Genomic DNA, 18,515 nt, shown 5'->3' with positions numbered 1-18,515 from the left:
TTATTTAAATTATATATATATATATATATATAGCAAGAATTTTCACAAAATTTCCAGTTATTATATTTTTAGAAAAAATGAGCAAAAAAAGCAAGAAATACTTGCTTTAACTAATCGCTTTAGAAATTTGCTCTGCTATTCTTTTAATCACGCTCACTGAGACACTATTTCCAACTTGCTTATATAGGTGGGAATTTGCTTGATCGGGAAGTTTAAAATTATCATCAAAGCCTTGAAATTTAAAGCATTCTCGGGGAGTTAATTTTCTAATTCCAAACTTTGTATAGACAATTGGAACATTATGACCTCCAGTTCCACAATTTGCTGTTAATGTAGGACAAACATTGGATTTATTTTCTCTTACGTATTTTCTGCGTCATTGATAAATGCTCTTTTCACTAATCACTTCTTTTGATAAAAGTTCAAAGTGTTTAAAATTATCTTTTGTATAGTAATATTTTAAATCCACTTCATTATTAAAGTCCACAATATCCTCGATAAATGTGGTTAAAGTTATTTTACAAGGAAAATCAAATTTATTATAATGTTTTTGATTTTTAAAACCCACAATATAAATTCTTTCACGGTTTTGTGGGGTATTCCCGTATTCCATGGTGTTTAAAACCTTATACTTTACATAATAACCAGCTTGTTCTAATTTAGATAAAATTATTTTAAAAGTATTGCCTTTATCATGTGTCACAAGATTTTTAACATTTTCCAAAAAGACAATTGAAGGATTTTTATCCTTAATAATCCGTTCAATTTCAAAGAATAAATTTCCTCTTCCTTTTTCATCGTTAAAACCTTGTCTATAACCAGCTATAGAAAAAGCTTGACAAGGAAAACCTGCTAATAAAATATCAAAATCAGGAATTTGATCACTAGAAACGTCTCTAATATTACGTACGTCTACCTTTAAATTAAAATTCTTCTCAAAAGTTTGTGCAGGTTTTTGATTATATTCATTAGCATATATAGTGGAACAAAGCTCACGAAAACCCAAATCAATACCACCAACACCAGCGAATAAACTAGCACAAATTAAATTTTTCATAATTACTCCTTAATTTTTGATATTCCCCTTGTTTTCATATTTACACTAGCGTAGTGCTCAATTTTATATGGAATTAATATTTTATTAATTATCGAAAACCTAGGTCTTCTTTTTTGAGAGCGTTGATCATTAAATGTTTCTGAATTATTAACTTTAATATGCTCAAGTGTTGACACGTTAATTCTGTAGAAATAAAATATGTCATTTTCATAATCTAATCTAACAAATTCTAAAATCTCAAATTGTGATTTAGGCCCGAAACTAGTCAAATCATTATTAAAATTGCTTGTTGCTTTTATTTGCACTCTTTTTCCATTTTTATCTATAGCATCTGCACTTCCGTCTTTTTTAGTTTTGTGTTTATAGTCATTAATAATGCAACAAAGCTTTTCGGTTATATATTCAGGAATATTTATTCCTCTTGTAAAATCTTCCTTAATTTTCTTATCCAATCTTTTTCAAAGTATATATAGCTCAAAAACGAGATGATCATCCATTTTGTTTTTCATAATTATAATTATAAATTAATAAAAAGACACCTATTTTACTTTTAGGCATCTTCTTAAAAATAAAATTAATTTTCGTCTAACAAAAATAATGTTTAAAAAATAATTTATCGCTAAAATTGTGGAAATTACAAAAATATCTCCAGAAAAATAAATTCATGTAAATGATTTAGTTTGACTATTATAAAGTGGAATTCAACTTAATGCTAGAGTAACCCCTATTACAAACATAATCATATAATGAAAGCTGATTTTAGAGATTTTATATACAATCATTACAATACTAATAATCGCTCATATTAGCATTGTAATTAAAGTTACAATTAATTTGATATAAGGTGGATAATAAATATTTATTCCACTAATTGAACGAGTGATTACAATTAAAATTGTTAAATTTAAAATCAAAAGTATTCATAAAGTTCATTTAATAAAGATTGCACTTTTAGAATTATTCATAATTATTTTTTAATTTGTTAAGCATTTGAACAAAGAGCTCAAAACTCATTGTTTGGGTGGTATTTTCTCCATACTTACGAAACGAAACAGTGTTGTTTTCCTTTTCGTTTTTTCCTAAAATAACTTGGAATTTAGATTTAGACATTTGAGCTTCACGTATTTTTTTATTTATACGTTCATCACGTGAATCGATTTTACTTCTAAATCCGAGTGCGTATAATTTTTCATTAACTTGTTGAGCGTATTCAAAATCATGCTCCATGTTAACTGGGATAACAGTGATTTGTTTTGGGGCAAGTCAAAACGGAAGTACACCTTTACTTTGTTCCAGTAAAATAGCTACAAAACGTTCATATGTTCCAATTAAACCACGGTGAATTAAAATTGGCATTTCTTCTTTACCTTGAGCATTTGTAAAAGTAATTTCAAAACGTTCAGGGAGTAAAAAGTCCAATTGTAAAGTAGAAACGGTAATTTCATGACCTAAAGCAGTAAAAATTTGAATATCCATTTTAGGACCATAAAAGGCGGCCTCACCTATTTTTTCTTGGTAATTAACTCCTAGTTCATTTAATACAGCCCGTAATTGCTCTTCGGCTTGATCTCACATTGCATCGTCATCATAATATTTCTCTTTATTTTCTTTATCTCTAAGTGAAAGCGAAATATAGTCAATTTTAATTTTGAAAATATCCAGAGTTTCTTTAATTAATTGATACATGTATTTAAATTCTGAGGCAATTTGATCTTTACGAACAAATAAGTGTCCTTCAGTTAAGAGCATTCCACGAACTCTCTCTAATCCAGTCAGTGCTCCTGATTTTTCATAGCGATAAAGTTGTGATTGTTCGGAAAAACGTAGAGGAAGGTCACGATAAGATCTTTTTTGATGATTATAACAAAGAACATGGTGAGGACAAGTCATTGGACGTGGGTAAAGCTTTTGGTTCTCGGCAATTATTGGTTTGAACATATCGTCTTTATAATGAGCTAAGTGACCAGATGTTTGGTACAAGTGCTCTTCACCAAAGTGAGGTGTTAGAACTTCTCTCATTCCATATTTACGATCCATTTTTAAAATTAAATTTTTAATTTCATTATGAATGTACATTCCATCTTCAAGCCAAATAGGGAGTCCTTGACCTGCAAACGGGTGGAAAGTGAAGAGATTAAGTTCTTTCCCGATTTTACGGTGATCACGTTCTTTACGATCTTTTAGTATTGCTAAATATTGGTCAAGTTCATCTTTAGTTTCTCAACTAGTCCCATAAATTCTAGTTAATTGGATATTATCTGAATTACCTCTCCAATAAGCACCTGCAAGAGAGGTTAATTTAAAGTTTTTAATGTTTTTAGTACTTTCAACATGTCCACCTGCACATAAGTCAATGAATATTTTTTCATTATTTAGAGGATCAACAAGACCATAAAAAGTAATCTTTTTATTTGCTTGTTTTAATTCGTTATAAAGCTCTTGTTTATAAGGTTTATTTTCAAAAGAATATTCATCAATTGAGACTTCTTGCATAATTAAATTACGTGATGCAAGTTTTTTCATCATTTTTTCAATTTTGTTTAGTTCTGTATCGCTCAATGGATTTTCAAATTCAAAATCATAATAAAAACCTTCTGTTGTTGCAGGACCAAATCCTAGCTTAACATGTGGATATAATTTTTCAACAGCTGCACCTAAAAGGTGACTAGTTGTATGATTGAGTTCCTTATTTGCTTTCATTTTTGTCTCCATAAAGACCCATATGTGTTTGAATTTTATTAATAGTGTTTTGAGCTATTTTTTGAGCCTTAATTCTCCCTTGTTCAGCAATTTGATCTACGTTTTTTAGTGCTTGGTGGTATTTAGTTTGAATATTAATTAATAGTTCTTTAACACTTTGAGCAACTGCTTCTTTGAATTCTTTGTAATTTGCGTCTTTAAAATGTTCTTGAGCTTGATCAATACTCATATTGTTTAATGAAGCATAAATTGTAAGTAGGTTTAACACTCCAGGTTTATCATTTGAAATATAAACTTTTCCTTCTGAATCAGTGACTGCTTTAAGGATTTTCTTGTAAGCTTGCTCAGGATCTTCGAGTAAATAAATGGTTCCTTTGGTACTCTTTTCGCTTTTAGACATTTTGGTAGTTGGATCGGTAAGAGATTTAATCCGTGAACCAATTTGTGGAATAAATCCTTCAGGAATATTCATATCTAATTTATATTTTCGATTTAAACGCTCAGCAATGTTGCGAGTGAGCTCAATGTGTTGAACCTGGTCTTCACCAACAGGTACAATTTCTGGGTTATAAAGTAAAATATCAGCTGCCATAAGTACTGGGTACATTAACAAGTTACTTGGAATTTTCATAGTTCCGTTTCCTTGGGTTAGCTTTTGTGATTTATCTTTAAATTGGGTCATTCTTTCAAGCTCACCCACAGTTGTTTCTGAGTTACATAATCACATCATTTGAGTGTGTTCTAAAATTGATGATTGGTAAAAAATAATAGCTTTTTGAGGATCTAAACCACAAGCTAAGTAAAGTGCAATCGTGCTTTTACGAGCTTGTTCAAGTTCAACTGGATTTACAGTTCCTGTAGTTAAAGCGTGCATATCTGCAACAAAAAAGTATGATTCATACTCATCTTGAAGTTTAATAAAATTAGCAATTGCTCCAATGTAATTTCCTAAAGTTAATTCTCCAGTGGGTTTAATTCCACTAACTAATCTTTTCATCTTTCTCCTTAAAATGTGCAAGCAAAGTTATTTAAATTATAATGCAAAAAGCTCACCTGTTGGTGCTATTTTCTTAAAACATTCAATCACAAGCTAAGCACACAATAATTTATTTTTTCTCAATTTAATTCAAAATCTAAAATTTTGCATCTTTGTTTTTTGATAATTATAGGTAAGTTTTTATTTTTGTAAGTTTTAGTATAATATCTATATTATTTAATGACTAATATCAAATTTGTAATACTTATAGTATTACACCAAGGAGAGTTTTATGTCTAAAAAAAGAAATCTTGTTATTGGAATGTCCTTACTTTCATTATCTTCTGCTTATGTAGCTTCATGTAGTGCTCCCGGTTCTTCAACACCAATTCAAAAAGAAGATCCTGGGATTTCTTTAACTACTGAACAACCAGGAAATCAACCAGGTGTACCTGGAATTGAAACACCGGCATTGCCTTCGAATAATAATCCAAGTTTTATTCCTGAAACTTTCACTGATCCAGTGGAATCAAATTCAAGTAAAATTGTTTCAAAAAACTACATTAAAGAGAACGAAAAAATTAATTATGTTGCTTTTGGTGATTCAATTACAGCTGGATTTGACGGAACACTTCCACAGGATTATCAAGGAGAAAAAACATTAAGTGGAAACATCACAGGAGCTTCTTATCCTGCTTTTTTAGCTCGAATATTAGACCACTCAGATCGTGTTAATGAATTCAAAAACTTTGCTTATTCAGGGACAACTATTCTTGATTGATTAAAATTTTTAGGAGTTGATTACAAAAGCAATAATCAATCTGAATTTTTTAACAATGCTTATAGTTCAAGTTTTTCAAATGTAATAAATGATTTTAAAAATAGATTAGCTAAGGCTAATTTAGTTACTTTTACCTTAGGAGCTAATGACTTTTTCGAATTAATAGCTAAAAATATTCAAAACTATAATCTTACTGACATTTTTAAAACATTAATTTCCAAAAAACCTTCATATGGTGAATTAATTAAATTTGTTAATGATGTTTTAGGAAAAACTTTACTTGAAATTAGCCAAAGAATTAATACTTTAATTGCTAATATTAAGGTGCTAGCACCTCATGCTAATATTAACATTGTGAGTTATCCAGCTCCATTATTAGGTTTAAAAAATGTTATTGATAAATATATAAAACAATTATTTGGAAGTTTACCAATTAGCATTTCTCCACTGGACTATTTAATTGGAATTTTAAATTCAACCCTAAAATCAGCGGCTAGATTTGGTTCAATTAATTATGTGGATTTATACAATTCACAATATTGATCTGAACACACCAATAAACTTTCGACCATTTTAATTGACATTCACCCAAATACCTTAGGGTACAAAAAAATGGCTATGGATCTTTATTTAAAACTTACCACTAATAAATTCGGGATTCAAAATTATGAAAATTATGATTTTAACAAAGAATTTTTAAATAGCGATTCAGATACACTTGAAGCTCAAATTGAACCAAACCAAACCCAAGAACAAGCTTTAGGAAGTTCTACAGATTCATTCTTAGATAAAATCAGTTCATTTGAAAATCAAATTAATCCATTAAGAAATGAAAAATATTTTGGTGAAAGAGTTGCTGATTTAATTAATATTTTTGGTGATTTACTTACATCAAAAGGAATTCAAGATAGCTTTTACAATTTACAAGTTCAATTACGTGAACTAAAAGAAAAAGGGACATTAACTTTAGACGATGTTCCAAAACTATTACTATCAACTTTTTTAAACGAAACTAATATTACTAAGTTAATTCAAGTGATTGCTAAAAGCGATTTTATCAAAGAGAATAAAGACCGTTTGAACGAAATTGTGCAAACTCTTTTATCAAGTGGGTTAAAAACCTACCAAGATCAAATTGTTGATTTTTTAGCTTCAAAATTCTCCTCAATTACCCAAGGGAATTTAAATGTTTCATCAATCAAATCAATTTTGGTTAAAATTTTATCAGATGAAAATCTTGTTGATTTACTCAAAGTGGTTGCAAACATTTTTATCAATCGTTCGGAGAATTTTGAAAATGTTCAAACCTATAAAGATGTTTTATTAGCCTTTTTAAAAGATGAACAAGATTTTGAAGCTCTATCAAATTCGATTTCAAAAATTGCAGGATATATTCTCGATGATCCACAAATGCAAGAACTTTTTGTAGATATTTTTTACCAATATTTAGTTGATAATCAATTAAATGACAAGATAACTAAAACCCAAACTAGTAAATTTATCAAAGATTTTTTACATTTTGCAAGTAGTTCATTGCTTGATGATAACTTACTCAAAGAAATTATCAAAGGTGTTTTAGATGATTTAAAAGACAATCCAAACACTAATTTAGATGGTGTACTAAAATCAGCTTTTAGCAATGTTTTTGGCACTTTATTTAATTTCAGTGATGATAATTCTAAATTAGTTAGCTTGTTTAAAAGTTTATTCAAATCTAATTTAGTAACTCAAAATAAACCATTAATTAAACAATTAGTAAAAAATGTTTTAAATTCAAATCAAGAATGATTGCCAAGCTTAATTATTAGTGCCCTCCCAAGCGAAATCACTGAACAAATTTATCAATATGGTGGAAAAGAAAATGTTCATCTTTTAATTAGATATGTCTTTAATTTAGATAAAACTAAAGAAATTGTTAATAGTATTGTTGCAAGTTTAGTGGATAATGCTGAAAATTACGCTGACTTTACCACTTTTGATGACTTAGTCCAAAAAATCTTAAAATCACTTGACTTAGACTTAGTCCAAAACAATATTAAAACAATTATTAATCAACTATTAAACTCAGGTGAGTTTGCTAAGATTATTTCTAATTTACTACTTAATACATTTGGACAATTAGGACTAGACACTACTGACGTTAAGGTCTTTCAATTTGCTAATGATGTTTCTAATTCAATTAAATCACTATTAGATCATTTAGGATTAACCGAGAAAATTATTGATTTAACTTTTAAAACCATTAAACAAGCTCAAACTGTTCCTAATTCGATTGAAACTCTCAAAGCTATTCCAACCCAAATTATTGAACTAATTACTAAAAAATTAAGTAAAGATACTTTTGGTTTTGTTAAAGGATTGATGAATTTACCAGTGGTAAATTCTCAAAATTCAAAACAAGTAATCATCCAGGTTATTAACAAACTTTGAGATAAATGAAATCCTGCAAATTTAATTTCTAAATCATTAATTAAATTCTTGCTTCCAAAATTCAGTCAAGGAGATCTTGGGAAATACCTTGATAAAAATGAAGTGACCGATTTTATTTACAAGCTAATCAAAACCAATGGATTTAAAGAAGTAATTTTAAGTGCAATTGATTATATTGTTCAAAATCCAGTTTGACAAACCGGAATAAAAAGCTTTAGTGAATTATTCTTTGCTTTATTACAAGATCCAAAACTTAAGCTTGCTTTTAGAGATTCGTTAAGTCATCTAATCGATGATACTTTAAGTGTTGTTTCACTTGAAAAAAGCTTTGTTAAATCAATTAATACTTTATTAGAAAAATACTCAGTAACCCTTGAACCAGCTAAATTACAAGCTCTTGGATCTGGGTTTGGAGAATTTTTAAAAGAAGTTTTAAATAAAGACCATCTTAAAGAGGGTTTACTTGATGCAATTTTTGATGTTTTAGCAACCACTAAAAACTTTGAGCAAATTCCAAATGCACTCAAACAAGCAGTAATTAATGCTTTAAACCTTGAAAATTCACCCCTTTTACTCAATGCAATTCTTGGTTCTAAATTAGTGAATTCACAAAGAGAAAATATCAAAAATCTTTTTGATGAATTAGTGACTAAATTAAGTACTTCAGACCAAAAAGCTACATTTTTAGGTGATATAGGTTTAAATAGTTTAGTTGCTCAAAAGATTTTTACTAATGATGATGTTGTTTCTATTACTGAGTTTTTATTTGGTAATAATCAAGTCCTAGAAATCATTAAAAAGTTATTTAATCACGTTATTGATAATTCCCAAACTTTATCAAATTCATCAAGTTACAATGATTTTATCGATCAATTAGCTTATAAACAAAGTTTAGTTTTAGAATTAAAAGAACCATTAACAAACTTATTAAACAACAATCTTGGTAACCCATTAATTAAAAAAGTTATTTCAAATACATTACATAACTTTTTAGTTAAAAACTCATTAGATAAAGGATTAACCGCTGAACAAAGTGCTAAAGTTGTTGGTGATTTGATTACTTTTACCAAAGACAATCCATTAATCACTTCATTTATTAATAATCTTATTAGCAATCTTCTTGATAATGCATACGAATATGGATTATCAAATTTTGGAGATATTTTTAACCTCTCACTTCAAAATGCTTTTGAAAAAACCTTTGATTTTTCAGGCCCATCTGGATTTAGTAAAATCATTGAATTAATTAACAATATAACCAATTCACAATTTTTAAGAGAAAATCAAAACTATTTCCAAACACTTTTAAATAATGTTATTGAAAAATTACCACAATTAAATGTAGGTTCTTTTGTGCTAGGTCTTTTACCTAGAGAAACCCAAGTCTTTATTGATAATTCAATTACAGATAAAAGATTTGAAACTTTAATTAATTTAATTGTTTCCTTAGATGATACAAAAAATATTTTCAAAGAAATCGTTAATGGTGTTTTAACTTCATATCAGTCATTACAAAACGCTAATTCACTTAATGATTTAATTTCTAAAATTATTAGCACTATTAATTTTGATAATATCAAAAACAATGCTAAAAATCTTTTAAGCTCATTAATTGGCCAAAAAGATTTTGTTCCACTTCTTAAAACCATTTTAATTGAATTATATAAATACTTAAAATTAGACCCAACCAATTCGCATAACACTAAATTTATTAATGAATTTTCAAGTCAATTCAAACAAATTATTGATCAGTTAGGATTACTCGATCCACTTATTGATAAACTTTTTGAAAAAATCAATCTTGCCAAAAGCAATGCTCAACCACTTGATGTACTTAAAACCATTCCCAAAGCACTTGGAGAAATTTTTGCACAAAAAGTGACTAACCAACCAAAAGAATTTATTAACAAAATCTTCAATTTATCAATCTTTGCAAACAACAAACCAGCTTTAGCAGATTTAATAAAAGCAATTTATGGAATTGTTTTAGAAAATAATGTTTTTGATAAGCTAATCAAAGATACTTTAATTCCATATTTACTTCAAGCACCGGCAAATAAATATGTAGATGCTGAAGAAATTGGCGATTTATTACTAAGCATGATTCGAAGCGATAGTGTAAAACAATTTTTATACTCTGCAATTGATTCATTAATAACTAATGATGATTGAATTAATCATTTAGATTCTCCTAAAGCACTAATTAATTCATTTTTACAAATTCCTTCATTTATCGATGGAATTAAGCAAAATTTTGCTCCTTTATTCAAAGAGTTTATTCAAAACAACAAACTCAATGTTACTTTAGCTAAACTAGCTCACAAATTTGCTAGTGATAATGGATTTAATTTTAATCTTGATAATTTAACTATTGTTGCTCGCAATATATTAGATTCATTAATTCCATATCTTGAACAAACTGGTTCACTGGAAAAATTAATTAATAATATCTTTGGATTAATTAACCAGCACAAAGATGTTGATTCAATCTTACAAAACCTTCCAAGCGCTATTACTTCATCATTTGATTTTAATAGTTTTGATTTAGTTAAACATTTACTTGCAAGCGATTTATTTACACAAGATACTGATACATTCAAACTTGTACTGCTTAATTTCATTGAACAATTTAGTAAAAAAGATTTATATACTAAATTAGTTGATAAATTAGATTTAACTAGCATAGTCGCAAGCTTAAATTTAAGTTCAACTCAAGTTAACAATTTAAATAATTTTGCTAAAATAATTCTTAAAGATAATGATTTCATTCAAACTGTTCAAGCATTAGTTCCTTCGTTTGTTGATCATGCAAATCAATACGCAAGTGCTAATGACCATCTTGAATTAGGGATTAAAGCAATTAAAAACACTGACTTTTTACAAGCTTCAAAAACTCATTTACTTGCTTTAGTTCAAAAGAGCTTACAAAATAGCAACATTCAAAACATTTTAGCAACTATTATTAATGCAAAAATTCAAAATTCATCATACAGCTGAATTTTTGATCAAGTTTCAAATCCACAAGAATTATTTGCTTCAGTATTAGGATTGTTTGATGATCTTCAAGCACAATTTTCAGTACTAGAAAAAAGTTTTCAAGCTTTACTCGAATTTGCTCAAGATTCAAATGCAAACTCAATTAATGATCTTATTAAACACTTAATTAACCAATTTGCTCCTTTATTTGAAACAAATAATTTACAAAGTACTATTATTAAACTTATTCATATTGCTTTTGAACGTTTATTACCAAAACATCAAGCTCAAATCAAACAAATTTTTGAAAATATCTTTAAAAGAATTAAAGATCAACCAGACTTTATTAATACATTAATTTCAATTATTCCTAGCCAACTAAAAACTCAAATCAATAAGTATATTTCAAATGATAATTTAAGTTACTTTATTCAAAAACTATTTGAATTACCTAAATTTAAAGAGTTTATTATTGGTGGAGTATCTGAACTGCTAAAAGATAAAAACTCAATTAAGCAAGCCCATACTTTTAATGAATTACTTAAATTACTTTTAAGTAAATTAGATGTTGCAAACAAAGGTAAAGAAGCCTTTAAAGAATTTGTCAACACTTATAATTCAGATCCAAAACTCAAAGATATTGCTAAAATCACTCTTACAAGTGCATTAAGTCAAACAATCCAAGTATCAAACCTTAATCCAAGTGCACTTAATCAATTTGCAGGTGATGTCAGTCAAAATATTGTTTCATTACTTAATTCACTGGGAATTTATGATTCATTAATTAATGAATTATTTAATGGCATTACAACCTTTGCTACATCAACAAATCCACAAATTAACGAGCAATTAATTACTCCATTAACAAATGTTGTTCTTAATAAGTTCCAAGAAAATTCACAAAATTTTGTTAATGCAATTATTTCTTCAAGTATTTTTACAAACAATAAAGATGTAATTCAAGCAATTTTAATTAGTATTATTAATAAATTAATTAAACAAGGAACTATCACTAATTATGTTGTTGATGAAATTAGTGCTCTTCAAGGAAATTATGTAGCTTACATTGACAAAGAAGCTTTAAAAGAACTTGCTAAAGAATTAATCACTGTTGAAAATGTTCAAGAAATTGTTGCATTTATCGTCAATTATCTAGTTAACAATAATACTTGAGTACAATCTTTAAGCAACTTTAAAGACTTTATTTTCAAAGTTATTAAAGACTCAAGCATCTTAAATTCACAAAAAATGCAATTAGAAATGCTAGTTAATAAAGCAATAGATTCAAGCACACTTGATAAAGTGATTTTAAAAGCAATTAATACTTTATTAAGTGAACAAGGATATAAGCAAAATATTAATTTAGCTTTAGCTTCAGGAATTAGAGACTTTATTCAAGAATTTAATAATAAAGATTCGCAAAGCACAATTGTTAATCAATTAATTAGTACTTTTGATCAAAAAGCTCAAACCGCTAGTTCATTAGAACAAGCATTTAAAGCCTTTATTCCTTCAATTTATGGAGCTTTAAATATTCAAGACTTTAAAATTGTAAAATCATTAATTGATTCAACTTTATTGCAAGAATCTAATAAAGCATCAATTAAGTCGATTTTAAAATTCTTACTTGATAAATACTACATAGCTGAGAATCTTAATAAAGCAATTAATTTAATTCCATTAGATGCAATTGCTCAAAAAATTGGTGAAACTAGCACAAATTTAAAAACTAGAATTATAACTATTTTAAGTGATAATAATGCTAAAGAAATAGTCAATAAAGCTATTAATTATTTCATTGATCACCACAATCTTTTTACTAATGCTTCATCATATAGTGAATTAGTACAAATTATGTTTGCTCAAAAAGATTTTGTTGCTTCAATTAAAGATCATTTTATTAATTTAATCAACCTAGCAGTAAACAATACTCAATTTAAGAATACTCTTTCTAAAATTATTACCAGTGCTTTAAATGACTCTCAAGCCGAAAAATTCTTTAAAGGTATTAGTGATAAAAATAGTTTAGTAACTAATATATTGGAAGTGTTTGATATCTTTGATCATCAATTAGGGATTAGTTCAATTATCTTTGAATCGGTAGTTAGCTTTTTTAAAGATAATGGATTGAATTTTGATGATGTATCAAGTATTTTTGCTTCGGTGTTTAAAGGGCTTAAAAAATCATTTGCACAAGATTCGGAAACTAAAGTAACAACAATGGTTCGAGAATTAGCAAATTCTAAATTACTTAACAAAAACAAAGCTGATTTATTAACCATCTTTGATAATGTTTTTAAAAATCTTAATTCACAAGATTTTGTTAATTTAATTGAAAGTGCTTTAACTGATCCAATTAAAAACGAAATTACTAAATACATCCCACTAGATGCATTTAAAAAATTAATTCAATTTATTCATTCAAATACCAACTTTAGAACTGTTTTAAATAGTATCATTAGAAACTCATTAGATCAATTTAACCAATATTCAAGCGTGCAATCATATGCTGACATTATCAATAAAACTTTTGAAATTGTTAATATTGCAAATCTTGAAACTGGATTAAGAGGATTAATTAAAGATTTAATTTCTACTCAAGAAATTAAAAATGTTATTTTAGAGTTTTTAAAAACCACTCTCAAAACCTATCAAACCAATGTTGATGATCCTGAAATTAGTGCATTTTTAACTAATTTAACCAGCAATTTTGATCAGTTAATTAGTGCGATTAACCTAGTTGAACCAATTTTAGATAAAGTTTTTGAAATTCTCAAATCAAGTAGTTTCAAAACCAATCCAGCTCAAGAAATTAGCAAAATTGCTCCGGCAATTATACAAATTGTTAAAACCAATATCCTTAACAATCCAAAAGGATTTGCTGATAAAATATTGTCATTGAGCTTTATCAATTCAAATCAATCAGGTTTAATTAAAACTTTAGTGGAATTAACCAATGGATTAAATCAAAAAGGAATTATTGCTGATTTAATCAAACCAAGCATTAATGCTTTAGATATTAATCAAAATATTTTCAAATATGTAACAAAAGATAATTTAAATGACTTAATTAAATCTGTACTCAAATACCCTTCAATTGCCGAAATAGTTAAGGTGTCTATACCACAGCTAATTAAAGATACTAATTGATTATTAAAAACCAATAATCCATTAGCAATGGTGTTTGAAATTATTAAGAAACCAGACATTTTGAACAAACTCAAAGAGCAAGGAAACTCATTTATTGATGCCTTACTTAAAGATACATTTATGCATACACTAAGTTCAAGTGCTTTAAATAATCTTTTAGACCAATATAATGTGTCTGTAAGTAGCTTTAATAAATTTGAATTCACCAAAGCTACTTTACAAAATCTTGTTCAAATTCTCAAATCAGCAAACATATATGAACCGGTTTATGACAAGATTTTTGAAGTTTTAACCACATCACAAACCCTGGAAGAATTTAGCACTCAAGCTCCAATTGAACTAATCAAAATCCTTGCTCAATCACATTTTGAGCTATTAAAAGTGATTTTAAATTCACAATATCTGCAAAATCAAAAAGAACAATACAGAAACTTAATTGCTTCACTAATTTATTGAGCTTCAAGTCATTCAAAAGAAATTAATACTTTATTGAGCAAGTTGAATTTAGATGGAAAATTAGCTCCTTATGAGCTTACTAGCGAGCAAATTGCTAATAGCACTTCACAATTGTTGGGTATTAATCCAGTTCAAAATGTATTAAGTTTAGTGACAAATCAAGTACTAGATCATGCTCCAAAAATTGGTAATGCTAATTCATACAATGAACTAGTCAAAAACATTGTTACCAACAATGATTCAATTGATTTAATTAAACAAAACCTTAAAAATGCCATTCCAATGCTTTTAGGAAATCAGGTAATTAAAAACACTTTAGCTAAGATAGTGGTTAAATCACTTAAAGACAATAATTTAGCATGATTATTCAATAACATTGCTCAACCAGATCAATTAGTTGTCTCATTACTTGATAGTGTATTAGTACTAAACGAAGAGTACGATTTGTTTACTGATGTTATAGATAAAGCAGTAGAAATAATTCAAAAGCAAGGATTTACCGGAAACTTTTCACCAATTCTCCAACTCTTAGTTAATAAATTTAAAACGCTATTAACTAATGGAAATATTTGAGATAATCTCTTAAATTTACTTAAAGTATTTTCACGTTCAGATGTAGTAACTAATAGTAAAGATGAATTCAAAACCATGCTTACCAATGTCTTTGATCACTTTGCAACAACAATTGATTTTGGAAGTTTAGTTGTTAAACAAATTCCACAAGATTCACTTGAATGAATCCAAAATAATTTATTTGATACTTCATTATTAAACAACATTATCAACCATGTTGCTCATTCAGACCAATTACGTCAAATTTTTAGAGATATTGTTTTCTTTATTGTTGATAATCCAAGCAAAATTAAAGCAATGAATAGTTTTAATGAGATTTTTAAAGAATACTTTAATGTTCAATTAAATGTTCAATACGTTAAACAAAGATTAACAGATTTAATCACTCAAACTTTCTCAATTCCTGATTCAGTGAGTGCTATTAAATCTATGCTCAATAAATTCTTTAAATTTGTTGAAATTAATACTACTCCTGAAATTAATAGATTAATTGATTTAGTTGCAAATCAATTAATTCCGCTATTAACTCGAACCGGATATGTTGATAAATTTATTGACGGAACAATTAAGTTCCTTCAAACTGAAACCCAATTTAGTGCTAGCTCAATTACTAAATTAGTTAAAGGTATTTTAGGGTCAGTTAATCCAACTGAATATAATTTCTTCAAAAGCATAATTGGTGATCCAATTATTAGTCAAAATAAAGACATTATTAAGAATGCTCTTCACAAAATTGTCGAATCACTAGTGAATCGTGCTGGAAAATTAGAATCTATTTTCAATACGCTTAATATTGGAGTTGCAATTGTTGATTATGATGCTTCAACCATTAATACTATGCTCATTAGCATGCTTAGAAACCAAAATATTTTAAATCTATTTAAATTAATCATTGATAGTGCAATTAACAATAATACTGAATACCAAAAACTTAACAGTTGACCACAAGCAATTAACTACTTCCTTCAACATAGCAATCAAATCACTGTTAAAGATAATTTAAAAACTTGATTTGAACAAATTGCTCGAAGAGACAACTCGTATCTAGCTCAAGGAGTGGGAGCGATTTTACACAAAATGATGAAATCGTATAGTTTCAATTTAAATAATAAAGCAGATTTAACAATGATGAAACAATTTGCGAGTGGGATTTTAAAAACCATTGCAAATGATGGTATATTAACAAATGCAATTTTTGGAAAAATTGTTTCTAATATTAGAAGTATTGATTTTACCAAAGTAAATAATCCAGCAAGTGCATTTTCTAAAGCGATTATATCAGGTGTGCTATCACCACTGTTAAGTAGTGATAATCAAAACATTCTTATGTCCAAATTATTAGATTTTTCATCTAATCTTGATAAATTGGCAAAAAATATTGGACCAGAAGTTTATACTAAATTTATTAATCGCTTATTCGATTCTTCATCGCTAGATAGAGTCACTGGAATTTACAAATTCTTAAATGGAATGTTGGATTTAGAACTTATAAAAGGGTCTGCAAGTTCTCCAAGTACACCAAATACAACTAAACCTTCAAGTACAAATACAGGGAAAGATCCTAATTATTTTTGAAATAAACCTTTTGCACCAGGTTTTAGTTTTGATACATGAAATATTTTTACACTTAAAAACAGAGTTGCTAGTTTAATTGCTCCATTCTTTTCTCAAATTTATATGAAAATATATTCTGATGCTGTTTCGAATAAATGAATGGTACAAAATTATAAACTTAACGAGGGTTATAAAGCTCTCTACCGTGTTCACGCACTACTTCTTTGATTAATAGGTCACTTAACAAGATTTAATAACTTTTGAAATTGAACAACTTTGACTACTGAAAGTGCTGTGTCTTTAGGGCAATATAAAGCATGAGATCCAGCTTGAAAACAATATGGACATCGCATTAGTCTAAATACTAGAGTTCGTGAATCATTAGGTTATAAAGGTGGTTTTTGAAAAGAATATACCATGGGTGGTGAAAACTTAACAAAAGAAAAAACCTATTCGAAATACCAATTACTAGCTTATATTTACTATAGAACATGAAATACAAAAATAGACCATAATCATAAACCTAAAACTAGAACTAGAGTTTTACTCGAATCGCTTAAAAATGGATGACTTGGAGATCGAGGAATTGTTTAAAACAATTTATCTTGAGTTTCCCAGTTACAAGGGTTAAAAAACCGTTTATGCCCATTAAACGTGGATAAACGGTTTTTTATTTGCTATTAGTTATAAATTTGAATCATCAAAATTAAATCTTCATATAATTTCCAACTTTCAGCAGTTGATTTATTTCTATCTTTGGATATTCGATAGAATTTTTAATTTATGTGAATGTTAGAATATTGAGACGCTTTAAATTATTAAATTTAGCTAAATTCTAATCATTTTTAATGAAAATTTTTGATTTACAGATAAGTTTTTTAAATACATTTTTCATTATAATTCACATAATTAAGGAGAAACAAATAAAAAAATCCAAATTCTTATATAGTTCAATCTTTATTACAACTGTTAGCACAATTTCAATGAGTTGTTCACAAGTGCAAGAACAAAGTAAACATAACAATTTATTAAAAGCCACATTTAAAATTAACGGATACCCTTAGGAATTGCTCAAGATTTATTCCAATCTGGACTTATCAATCAATTAATGATTTCTCCAAATCCTGTAACAAGTTCATTTGATATTAAAATGGATACTAGTTTTATAAATAAATTAAAATCGTATCTTGGTAATAATGGACTTTTAAATTCTATTTTTTAAATAAATGTTTTGAACTTAAACCCGAGCTTTAGCAAAATAAACAGTTTTAAAATAGGAAAAATTATCCGACAAGATCAAAAAGAAAAGATTTTTGTTCAAGATAATTTAGGACAATGAGTCCAATTAGATTTTAATAAACAAAATCAAGTCTTACCTATTAAAGTAGATCAAAACAATAATCTTGTTATTGAATATAAAATTCAAAAACAAGATTCTAAAATCTATACTCAAACTATTCAAACAACTCGAGATTTAGGTAAAGTTTTACAAGGAATTGCTGATTTATTCGGGGAATTTGTTGATGCGAATAAAGAAGAGATTTTAGAAGAATTGAAATTATTTAACAACAATGTTAAAGAGTATATTGAAATTGAAAACAATAATTCAAATTCTCAAGAATTGTCTAATTTATATCCTCATACTATTCAAGTCTTGAAAAGAGATACAAAAAAACATTTTAACTATCTTACAAGATTTTTTAAAGAAATCTTTAGCTGGAAATTTAACCAATTCTTTATTATTAAGTTTATATTTTCAAATAAAAGGATATTTTTCTAATTTACTTAATTCATCATTTGAAGATAGTCTTGCAACAATTGAAAAAAATAAAAACTTAACCACTCAGGAAATAGAGCAAAGA

General features: G+C 27.4%; 6 protein-coding genes. 2 read left to right on the top strand and 4 right to left on the bottom strand.

Annotated elements, in window-relative coordinates:
* Positions 1-106 precede the first annotated feature (106 nt).
* From AC1RP9_RS03075 to trpS, 4 genes are all read right to left on the bottom strand, one after another.
* Positions 107-1,057: a DNA cytosine methyltransferase gene (locus AC1RP9_RS03075; protein WP_481822060.1), complete on the bottom strand. Its 951-nt coding sequence runs from the start codon at positions 1,055-1,057 to the stop codon at positions 107-109.
* A 2-nt stretch (positions 1,058-1,059) separates the two neighbouring features.
* Positions 1,060-1,566, bottom strand: a complete 507-nt coding sequence (locus AC1RP9_RS03070) for a Bsp6I family type II restriction endonuclease (protein ID WP_481822058.1) — start codon at positions 1,564-1,566, stop codon at positions 1,060-1,062.
* A gap of 448 nt (positions 1,567-2,014) precedes the next feature.
* Entirely contained in the window at positions 2,015-3,757 is a 1,743-nt protein-coding gene (gene thrS / locus AC1RP9_RS03065) for a threonine--tRNA ligase (protein WP_481822056.1), read from the bottom strand.
* Positions 3,744-4,754, bottom strand: a complete 1,011-nt coding sequence (gene trpS / locus AC1RP9_RS03060) for a tryptophan--tRNA ligase (protein ID WP_481822054.1) — start codon at positions 4,752-4,754, stop codon at positions 3,744-3,746. The genes thrS and trpS overlap by 14 nt, the downstream gene beginning before the upstream one ends.
* 271 nt (positions 4,755-5,025) lie before the next feature.
* On the opposite strand from trpS, the gene AC1RP9_RS03055 reads away from it, so the two are divergent.
* The gene (locus tag AC1RP9_RS03055) at positions 5,026-17,247 is read left to right on the top strand and encodes an SGNH/GDSL hydrolase family protein (protein WP_481822052.1); all 12,222 of its coding nucleotides are present in this window, start codon (positions 5,026-5,028) and stop codon (positions 17,245-17,247) included.
* A 637-nt stretch (positions 17,248-17,884) separates the two neighbouring features.
* A complete protein-coding gene (locus tag AC1RP9_RS03050; protein WP_481822050.1) occupies positions 17,885-18,433 on the top strand; it encodes a hypothetical protein in 549 nt (182 codons plus the stop codon).
* Positions 18,434-18,515 lie beyond the last annotated feature (82 nt).

It is taken from the genome of Mycoplasma sp. 3686h (assembly GCF_056781225.1).
The sequence above is the reverse complement of the archived record's forward strand: the minus strand, read 5'-3'. Positions and strand labels throughout refer to the sequence as shown.